The sequence below is a fragment of the Streptomyces sp. MB09-01 genome, assembly GCF_033794505.1.
Taxonomy (GTDB): domain Bacteria; phylum Actinomycetota; class Actinomycetes; order Streptomycetales; family Streptomycetaceae; genus Streptomyces.
The window spans coordinates 1-1,846 of sequence record NZ_JARAYQ010000523.1 but is presented as its reverse complement, the minus strand read 5'-3'; the positions used below and the strand labels follow the sequence as shown (position 1 = coordinate 1,846).

Genomic DNA, 1,846 nt, shown 5'->3' with positions numbered 1-1,846 from the left:
GCCCCCGCCGCCGCGTCGTCTACCGGGCCGGCGCCTACAGCACCGTCCACCGCTTCCGCCACGCCGCCGCGCACCTGGAGGCCTTCCGCACCGGCCGGCAGTGGCACGTCGACCAGCTGATGCCCCGCACCGCCCCGGTGCCCCGCGAAGCCGTCGTGCGCTGCGCCACCACCCTCGCCGACGCCGTGGCCCAGGCGGTCGCCCGTATCGACCTCCGGGCTGTCCAGGCGCCCGACCACACGGACGACAATCTGCGCGCGTACGCCGCCGCGGGCTGGGACGTCGTCGATCCCGCCACCGGCCGCGCGATGGCCTGGGCCCGCCGCCACGTCGGCGACCCCTACCCCTGGCAGCCAGCCGAACACGAAGGCCTCGTCCCCGTGAACAGCAGCCGCAGCGCCGGCGCCGCCCTCGACGTACGCGAGACCCCCCGGTCGACGGCCCCCGGCCCGCTCGGGCCCGTCATCGTCGTACCGTGCAGCGGCGTCAAGGCGCCCACCAGGACAGCCCTGCCAGCCCGCGACCTCTACCGGGGCAGCTATCACCTCCTGTGCCGACAGGCGGCCGAGCGTCTCGCCGGCGCCACCGGCGACGTCGTCGTCCTCTCGGCGCAGCACGGCTTCGTCACCCTCGACGAGCCGCTCTTTCCGTATGACCTGCGCATGGGCCAGCCCGGCTCCGTCACCGCCGAGCTGCTCGCCGTCCAGGCCGCGCAGCTCGGCATCCTGCCCGGCCCGCGGCCGGTCGTCGCCCTCGGCGGCCGCGCCTACGTCCAGGCCGTCACGCAGCTGCGCCCGGACACCCTGCAGCCGCTCGCCGGCTGCCGAGGCATCGGGGAGCAGCGCGCCCGCCTTGCCCGGCTGGCGCGAGCCGAGCGGCCGCTCGACGTCCTTCACCAGCTGACTGCCGCGGCCGCGCCCACGGCCTGAATGCCGCCAAGCCAACTGGCCTCGCCCGTAACGGGCGAGGCCAGTTCTGCGTATCGGGAGCGGCAACGAGGGTGGCTCTGAGCAGCGAAAACAGGGCCGAAGATCTCCCGAGAATGATGAATCTGAGGTATAGTTGTCTCGTGGTCGACGGTGGCAGTCGACCACGACCGGAAACCCACACACCCTGGAGAACCGCATGCCCCTGGACTTCACCCACCCGCACGAATTCAGCTGCTTCGGCACGCTCCACCCCGACCACCTCGTTGCGTGGTCCTTCGGAGACCCCCACGTCGAGTGGGAGCTCACCGGCCTCTTCTCCGGCCCCGGCGCGTACACCACCGTCCCGCTCGACGCCGAGACGGACATGCACTACCACCCCGGCGACCAGGGCGCCCCCAACACCGTGGCGCAGCACCTCGCCGCCCGCTACGGCTTCGACGGCCTCGAAGTCCGGGGCCCCGTCCACTTCACCGGCCCGAGCGGGGAAACCGACCGCGCGCTCGGCATCGCCCCGGACGCCTTCGACGTCCTCTACGACCGGGTCAAGGACATCTGCGCCACCCTCGGCGTGCGCACCTGGTGCAAGCTCCACCCCGCCGACACGGTGAGCGTGCGGTACACCGACCTGGAACGCGGCGACGTCTACTGGTTCCTGAACACCCCCCACCGATTCCAGTGCTTCAGAGATTTCCCCGCCGACAGCAAGACGCTGGAGTTCATCCCGGACGCCCGCATCCTGGTCTGCGACGACGAGTTCAAGGTGACCGCCTACGGCACCTACGAGTGCCGCGCGGACCGCGCCCCCGCCGGGTACTGGCAGCGCACCGGTAACCAGCTCCTCAGCGCCTGACCCGCCCCCTCCCCTCCCCCGGCGCCGGGGGAGGGGAGGGGGCGGGTCAGGCGCTGAGGAGCTGGTT

General features: G+C 72.7%; 2 protein-coding genes. Both read left to right on the top strand.

From position 1 onward, the window contains the following. Positions 1-929 (top strand): DUF6884 domain-containing protein (locus tag PV721_RS43145; RefSeq protein WP_416371302.1); only part of this gene is annotated, 929 nt, incomplete at its 5' end. 196 nt (positions 930-1,125) lie between these two features. Continuing rightward, entirely contained in the window at positions 1,126-1,779 is a 654-nt protein-coding gene (locus PV721_RS43140) for a hypothetical protein (protein WP_319734306.1), read from the top strand. The last annotated feature ends 67 nt before the right edge of the window (positions 1,780-1,846 follow it).

Excerpts from the sequence above, each read along its gene's own strand:
- PV721_RS43140 (WP_319734306.1), top strand. The coding sequence starts at position 1,126 with ATGCCCCTGGACTTCACCCACCCGCACGAATTCAGCTGCTTCGGCACG.